2 protein-coding genes are annotated in these 8,927 nt (G+C 62.4%); both read left to right on the top strand.

Features of this window, described 5'->3' with window-relative positions; genetic code table 11:
- Window positions 1-21 precede the first annotated feature (21 nt).
- Window positions 22-5,145: an RHS repeat-associated core domain-containing protein gene (locus BLR08_RS30385; RefSeq protein WP_218131605.1), complete on the top strand. Its 5,124-nt coding sequence runs from the start codon at window positions 22-24 to the stop codon at window positions 5,143-5,145.
- Between the two features lie 219 nt (window positions 5,146-5,364).
- On the top strand, window positions 5,365-8,927 hold a 3,563-nt coding region (locus BLR08_RS30380), incomplete at its 3' end, for an S-layer homology domain-containing protein (RefSeq protein WP_176835649.1).

The following is an 8,927-nucleotide window of genomic DNA, read 5'->3' as shown; positions in this document are numbered from 1 at the left end:
GAGGTGACGTTCGACCGGGAGGTGTACCATTACCTGGATAACTTCATCGGCTTCCCGGCCGGGGAAACGGTGCCGAATGCGTACTACGACCGGGAGAAGGGACGCTGGATCGCGTCGCCGAACGGGAAGGTAATCGGGATCGTCTCGGAGACGAACGGTCTGGCCGGGATCGATGCGGACGGAGACGGGGCGGCGGACAGCGCGGAGCAGCTGGCGGAGCTGGGCGTTACGGAGGAAGAGCAGCGGAAGCTGGCGGAGCTGTATGAGCCTGGGAAGACGCTGTGGCGGGTGCCGATCACGCACTTCACGCCGTATGATCACAACTGGCCGTACGGTCCTCCGGGAGATTCCGAGTCGCCGCCTGACCGGGGGCCTAGGGAGAAGCGGAAGAAGGAAGACGATCCGTGCAAGAAGAAGGGCTCGATCATCGGCTGCCAGAACCAGACGCTGGGGCAGCAGATTCCGATCGCAGGAACGCCGTATATGCTGAACTATATGAGCGAGCGGGAGGAAGGCTACAAGGCGAAGTCGACGCTGGAAATTCCGGTGAGCGACGGCAGACCGCTGCCGGATTCGCTGCTCAGTATGAGCGTGAGCATCCAGATCGGAGGCAGGCTGCACCGGGCGAGCTTCGCCCCGGCTTCGAACAAGACGTATACGTTCGAGTGGGACGGGAAGGATGCCTACGGCCGCGAGCTGACAGGCTCCCATCCGTATAAGGTTCGCATCGATTACGCGTACCAGGCGCAGTATTACCCGGCGCTCGCTGATTTCCAGAACAGCTTCGGCCGGCTGGCTGCGGCCGGGGCCGTAGCTTTCAGTTTAGTTCGTGGCAGCTCCGCTATTAATGTAACCCGCAGCTGGAATGGCGAGCTGGAAAGTCCGCGCAATCCGTATGCGGAAGCCGGCGTCGCCGGCTGGAGTCTGGATGCTCATCATGCATACGACGAGAAAATGGGCCGCCTGCAGCTCGGAGACGGCACTGTACAGACGAAGCAGAAGAAGCCGTTCGGAGAAATCAACCTTCGAGGAAGCGGTCCCGGCTTTTCGCTGGCCGGTTATTCGGCCGAGCTGGAGACGATGACGACCGGACTGGACGGAGCTGTATATTTTGTCGCCAAAAACGGCTTGACCCGCGACCAGGTTGTGGTGAGGATGGACGCCTCGGGAAGGTTGACGAAATTTTCCGACACGGTTTACTCCAACTCAAGCCGACTGGCGGTGGACCCGCAGGGCAGGGTTTATCTCTTTAGTTCGACCAAAAGCCAAATTCTTCGTAAAGCAAAGGGACAGGATGAGTGGGAGGTTGTTGCAGGTACGGGCCGCATAGGAGGGATGGAGGCGCTGCCCGACGGAGCGCCGGCCAAGGAAGTGACCTTCGCCTCGATCTTTAATATAGCGGCAGGCGCGGACGGCTCCGTATATTTTACTTCTCATCCAACCAGGCCGGGTGTGCGCAGCTCCAACCCTCATTCATTGACGCTTTACAAAATCGGGCCGGACGGCATTCTCCAAACGCTCAGCGATGTAGCGGCAAAAGGAAGAGACGACGGGCCGGGCGACAAGACGGGCATCGGCCAGGTGGAGCTGATCCGGCTCGGCACGGACGGCAGCCTGTATATATCCGATACGTCGGCCAATCCTTCGCCAAATGATGTCCGATCCTATACCCGCGTACGCAGGCTCAGTCCCGACGGGACGCTGGAGCGCGTGGCGGGCGTGCTGATGGGCGAAGCGGGAAGCCGGGCTGCGGCCCACGGCGTCAAGGCGACGGAAGCCCAGTTCTACTTTCCGTATAACGGTCTGGGAGGCTCCATCAATAAATTTTTCCTGGACGCACAGAACCGGATTTACTTCAGGACGGGGGATCGTCACGTGTACCGCATCGGACCGGATGGGCTCCTCGAGAAGCAGGAAAGCCCGGTGCAGGTCATGCGGGAGGCTGTGCGCCAGTTTGACCTGATCGGGGTCTTCGCCGGGGGCGGCCGCATCGAAAGCACAACCAACTGGAACTATGAGGTCAAGCATTTCAGTATCAGGCCGGATCAGGAGTATTCGTCTGTGCCCGACGAGAGCGGCCAGTTTACTTATCATTTTGATAATAAATTCCATTACAAGGGCATGGCGGATGTTCTGACGGGAACGATGCTGACCAAGCTGGATTACGATGAACAAGGCCGTCTGACGCGGATCGCCGACCGGAACGGCCATGAAGTGAAGATCGAACGGGATGGCACAGGCAAGCCGGCAGCGATTGTCGGGGCCGGCGGCCAGCGGACGCGGCTGACGATAGATGAGCATGGACGGCTTACGGAAGTCGTCGGTCCGGATGGAGCCGCATATCGGATGACGTATGACGATGGAGGGCTGCTGCAAACGTTCGCCAATCCGCTGAATCAGATCAGCAGGTACGACTACGATGCGGCCGGATTGCTGATCCGGGCGGAGAATGGAGCCGGAGGCGTGCAGACGCTGAACCGGACGGATACGGACGACGGGACGACGGTCACTTTCACCGATGCGGACGGCCGCTCCACCGTCTACGAGACGAAAAGTATCGAGGGCGGGGTACAGCGGACGACGACCGATCCGGACGGAGCGCGTCTGGTGGCAACGGTGCGGCCGGGCAGCGAGCGGGTCGAGCTTCCGGACGGAAGCGTCGTCACGAAAACGTTGGAAGGCGATCCGCGCTGGGATATGGATGTGCCGGTGCTCAAGGAAATGGTGTTTACGAACCCCGACGGACGCAAGACGACATTTAACGAAACGCGAACGGTCGAGGAAAATGAGGACGGCAGCCTAAAAACGCTGGTCTACACATACAAGACGGGCTCGTCGGTCACCGAAGTGAAATACGAAGCCGAAGCGCGCCGATTGACTAAAACGACGCCTGAAGGAACGGCCACGGCGGCCTACTACGACGCCGACGGCCGGGTGGTGCGGATGGAATGGCCGGGGCAGGAGCTCGCGCCTATCCTGTATACGTATGATGCCAAGGGCCTGCTGGCGCGCGTCTCGCGCGGCGAGCAAACGGCGGACTATACGTACGATGAGCGCCACAGGCTTACGGCTTTGACGGATGCGGCCGGCCGGACAAGGTTGTTCGGCTATGACGATGCCGACCGGCTGGTCTCTTCTACAACGCCGGGCGGCAAGGTATATGGCAGCGACTATGACGAACTGGGGCAACTGGCCGGTCTGACGATGCCGGACGGCACGGCCTACCGGCAAAGCTACAATGAGCTGGGCCAATTTGCTGGCTTTGCGACTTCGCAAGCGCCGGACTGGATCAGCCTGGAATATGGAGCCGGCGGCATATTGGAGCGGTCGACGCTGCGCAGCGGGCGCCAGACCGATTATGTGTATGATGCGGCAGGCGGCAAGCGAATCACCGGCATGAACGACGCGGATATCCGCCGCACGTTCGAATATGCGGACGAGACGGACCGGGCGAAGAAGCTGGAAAGCGTCGGGACGGCTCCCGGATCGGTGCCGCAAACCAATGAATATACGTATGTCGGCGAAGAGGTGAAGCAGCAGACGATCAAAGGCAAGGCCACTGCTGTCTACGACTACACGTATGACTCCTTATTCAATCTGACGAATATCCGGGCCGCCGTCACACGGATGGTGTACGGTGTGCAGCGTACCCAGAATGTCACGACGTCGCTGGGCTGGAACAAAGCCGGTCAGCTTGTCAGATACGGACCGTTCACGTTCGACCGCAGCGGTCCGAACGGCAGCGTGGCCGGGATGCAGGACAGCAGCATGCGGATTACCCAGACGTACGACGAGCTGGGCCGTCAGAAGGAGCGGGTCTACACGCTGGGCGGGCGGGAAGTTTACCGCACCCGGCCTGTATACGATCTCAGCGGCAATGTCGCGAGCTTGACGGTAACGACGCCGGAAGGAGCGGAGACGACCGTATTCACGTACGACCTTGACGGGCAGCTGACAAATGTGCAGCGCACGGGTCCGGGAGGCGTGACAGTTGAAGCCTACGAATACGATGTGAACAAAAACCGGATCGCCAGGGAGGTAACAGGCTCGGAGCGGATGACGAGCAGCTACGGACCGCATGATGTGCTGGCGGCTGTAGGCGAAACGGCTTACAGCTTCGATGAAGACGGTTATCTCCGCCAGCGCGGCGCGGATACGTTCCAGTATGGGGCGCGCGGGGAGCTGCTGACAGCGACGGTAAGCGGCGCGACATACACGTATGCATACGACGCGCTGGGAAGACGAACGTACCGGGAGGACGGAGCCGGTAAGTTTACCCAGTATTTATATGGTGACCCGACATCGCTGCAGCTGGTGACAAGCACGGTGAACGAAAACGGGGAGCTGACGAATTATTTGTACGACCAAGACGGCTTGCTGCTCGGGCTGGAGCGCAACAACGTCCGTTATTATGTGATCACGGACGGCATAGGGACGCCGCAGCAGGTGCTGAACGGTCAGGGGCAAGTTATCAAGCGGCTGAAATATGACAGCTACGGAGGCGTGCTGTCGGATTCAAATCCGGGCTTCGCGCTGCCGATCGGGTATGCGGGCGGACTGGAGGACCGGGGAGCGGGACTCGTAAGATTCGGCGCGCGGGATCTGGATACGCTGTCGGGCCGATGGACGGCGCGCGATCCGATCCTGTTCGAGAGCGGCCAGGCCAATCTGTACGCCTACGTCAACAATAACCCGGTGCAGTACCGCGACCCGTGCGGAACGATGTGCATCGGGGCCAGCGCTTACTCGGGCATAGGAGGAGGCGGAAGGGTCTGTCTTACGAAAGAAGGCTTTTCCTCCTGCCTGGAGCTTGGCTTCGGCGTAGGGGGCGGCCTCGATATTGCGCCGTTTGAGGGATTGACCGATGACGGTTTGTCGATGGAGGCTACGGCCAAAATCGGGTTCGGACCCGCCGCCTTGACGATAGGCGCCAAGATGAAAGACCGATGGGAGGGCGGCTGCCCGGACGGCGGCCTCATCGCCAAGCTGGAGGCGGGTCCGGTCAAGCTCGATCTGATCGATTACGAGAAATTGTCAGTGAAAGGAAAGCCCGAAAACTTCAATGACCCGGTATCCAAGCTGTTCAAGCAGGCCACCGCCGAGCTGGCCTTGAAGGTCAAGGGCTGCAAATCATACAAGTGGTAAGAGTTTTCGTTCAGCCCTAAGCTGATCGTCAAGCCGCCGCTTTTCCCACGATGGGAGAGCGGCGGCTTGTTTTTTTCAGAAATTTTGGCTCGTCTTGTCATTTTCCATGACAAGACGGGGTGACATTTTCAGTGATGCGCCTAGGCGGATAGATGCTTACCGGCCAGTCGAGTCTGCCGCTATAATATGGCAAGCAGTTGGGATGAGGAGGCACATCATATGTACAGAAAGCTGATCAAACGGAATATGCCGCTACTGCTGGCGGCGGTGCTTACCGTGCAACCGCTCGCTCCGGCGGGCGCTGCGGACCCCGCGGCTTGGCCGGGGGACAGGGAGAGCGAAGGCAGCAGAGCTGCGGGATGGAACGACAGACTGCCCTCTTGGGCTTTGGGTGAAGTGACGGAGCTGGCGGGAGAAGGCATCGTAAGCGGTTATGAGGATGGCACCTTCCAGCCGGACCGGGCCGTAACCAGGGCGGAGTTCACGGCGATGCTGAACCGACTGGCTGCCAAGCTGCCGCAGGTCGGAGACGGTCAAAAGCGGGACGCGGTCTTCACGGATGTCAAGGATGAATGGTTTGCGGAGGAAGTGAAAAAGGCGGCTCAGTTGGGACTGGTGGAGGGAGACGCGGCAGGGGCATTCCGGCCGCAGGCGCTCTTGAACCGTCAGGAGACGGCTGTCATGCTGGGGCGGTTGGCCGGACGGGAGGCGGCCCGGGAGGCGAAGTTTACCGACAGCGGCCGGATTCCGGCCTGGGCGGCTCCGTCTATTTCGGCGCTGCATGAAACGGGCATTCTTCAAGGCTATGAGGATGGAGCGTTCCGGGGCGAGAAAAGTCTGACACGTGCGGAAGCGGCAGTAGCGCTTCATCGCACATGGAAGCTGTTGAAAGGCCCGGAGAAGGCGGCTTCGCTCTTAGTCGCCGTCAAGTCGGCGGAGGGGCAGCCGCTCGCGAATACGCTGGTCCGCGTTCATGCGAAAGGCAAGCGAGCCCAGCTCGCCGCGGGGCGTACGGATGCTCGAGGCAATTACACGTTGCCTGGAGAGTGGAAAAGCGGGGCGTACGATATCTATGCAACAGGCGCCGGCATCGCCGGCTTCCGCAGCGTGGATTGGACCCCCGGTGCGGCGACCTTCGACATGATTGCCGGCAAGGCAGCCATGCTGGAGGGCAAGCTGACGGGGGACGACGGCAAAGGCGCCGGCGGTGTCGTACTGGCGTTTACGACGAATCCGACCTATTACGCGATAACGGAGGCTGACGGCTCCTTCACCGCGCATGTCGAGCCGGAGCGTACGTACCGGCTGTCCTATATCGCGGATGAAAGCATCCGCGCGGCGGCTGCGAAGGCAGGGAAAGCCGAGCCGGAGCTGCTGCAGACGGAGCAGGCGAAGAAGGCGCTGGCTTTGCTTGACAGCGACGCGGCGAAATCGGAGAGCTGCGCATGCGTCCGTACGGAGGCGCCGGGGACCTACACGGCTCCCAAGGCCGGAGCCAAGCTGGATCTGGGCGCGCTGCGTCTGGACGGAGGGGCGCCAAGCTCCGGCGGCGGAGGCGGCTCGGGCGGCGGCTCGGAGGGCGGCGGCTCGCAGACGCCGGACCGGACGCCGCCGGCTGTGCCGGGCGGACTGCGGGCAGAGCCCGGGGACGGGCTGATCGCGCTGGCCTGGACGGCGAACGCCGAGAGCGACTTGGCGGGCTACAGGGTGTACGGGCGCAAGGCGGGAGCGGAGGCATGGAGCATCCGGTCGGATGCGGGCCTGTCCGCGTCGCATACGCTGATGGCGCTGACGAACGGCGAGTCGTATGAGCTTGCCGTAGCGGCTTACGACAAAAGCGGCAACGAGTCCGCAAAGTCGGAGATCGTGCGGGCGACGCCGAAGGCGGGCGGTCCGCCGCCGGATGTAATCCCGCCGGCTGCGCCTGGCGGACTGCGAACAGATTCCGGGGACGGGAAAGTAATCCTAACCTGGTATCCGAGTACGGAGGACGATCAGGCCGGGTACAGGATCTACTGGCGCGTGTCGGGAGCAGAGGCCTGGAACGAAGCCGACAAGCTTGGCCGCGAGAGCGGGTACACGGTTAACGGGCTGACGAACGGAACGACGTATGAATTTGCCGTGAGCGCCTACGATAGAAGCGGCAACGTGTCGGCCAAATCCGAGACGATGTATGAGACGCCGCGAAACGGCGAGACTCCTGACCGGGAGCCCCCGGCCGTGCCGAGCGGCCTGAAGGCGGAGCCGGGCGTGCGGAAAATTCAGCTGAGCTGGAATCCGAACACCGAGGAGGATCTGGACAGCTACCGGATATACACCCGCGTGGACGGCAGTACCACATGGAGCGGAGTGGGTGACGTTGGCCGTGTGACGACACATACCGTGCTCAATGTTTGGCATGACCGGACGTATGAATTCGCCATTGCGGCTTACGACACGAGCGGCAACATCTCCGCGATGTCGGCGGTCGTTAGCGCGAAGCCGCTGAGCGAAGAGCAGCCGGACACGACGCCGCCTGCCGTGCCCGCCGGTCTGTCGGCTGTCGCGGGAGACGGCCGGGTCGCGCTAAACTGGACGGCGAACGCCGAGGCCGATCTGGCCGGCTATCGCGTGTATGTCCGTGAAGCGGGGGGGAGCTCTTGGGGAGCGGCGCAGGAATCCGGTAAAACCAGCTCTTACACGGCGACCGGTTTGACCAATGGCTTAGCCTATGAGCTGGCCGTGGCCGCCTATGACGAGAGCGGCAACGAGTCGGCGAAGTCCGAAGCGGTACAGGCGACGCCGATCGGCGGCGGAGGCAACCTGCCGCCCGATCCGGGCAGCGTAGCGACGGAGGTGCCGGCGTCGGGTCAAGCGAGCTTCCAGGAGCTGACGGACTTCCTGTACACGGGGCCGAACCCGATCCAGACGGGCGTGCAGCCGGGCGCGATCGAAGCGGAGCGCGCAGGCGTGCTGAGAGGGCGCGTGCTGGACACGGCCCAGGCGCCGGTAGGCGGCGTGCGCATCACGGTGCTGGATCATCCGGAGTGGGGCCAGACGCTGAGCCGGGCGGACGGGATGTTCGACCTGGCGGTCAACGGAGACGGGATCTGGACGCTGCAGTATGAGAAGGACGGCTATATGACCGTGCAGCGGAAGAAGCAGGCGACGCCGGGGGATTACGAGCATCTGGAGGATGTGGTGCTGACGGCGTACGACAGCAAGGTGACGCAGGTGCAGCTGGAGAACAGCACGGAGATCCAGGTCGCGCAGGGAACGCCGGTGACGGACGAGGACGGAAGCCGCCAGTCGACGGTGCTGTTCCCGGCAGGGACGACGGCGACGATGAAGCTGCCGGACGGGACGGAGCAGCCGCTGCCGAGCATCAGCTTCCGCTCGACGGAATATACGGCAGGGCCGGAAGGACCGAAGGCGATGCCGGGCGAGCTGCCGCCGTATGTGGCGTACACGTATGCGGTGGAGCTGTCGGCGGACGAAGCGGTGCAGGCGGGGGCGACAGAGGTGACGTTCGACCGGGAGGTGTACCATTACCTGGATAACTTCATCGGCTTCCCGGCCGGGGAAACGGTGCCGAATGCGTACTACGACCGGGAGAAGGGACGCTGGATCGCGTCGCCGAACGGGAAGGTAATCGGGATCGTCTCGGAGACGAACGGTCTGGCCGGGATCGATGCGGACGGAGACGGGGCGGCGGACAGCGCGGAGCAGCTGGCGGAGCTGGGCGTTACGGAGGAAGAGCAGCGGAAGCTGGCGGAGCTGTATGAGCCTGGGAAGACGCTGTG

The organism is Paenibacillus sp. cl123 (assembly GCF_900101595.1).
Classification (GTDB): Bacteria; Bacillota; Bacilli; order Paenibacillales; family NBRC-103111; genus Paenibacillus_G.
Note: the sequence above shows the minus strand (reverse complement) of the source record. Positions and strands in the feature narration are given on the sequence as shown.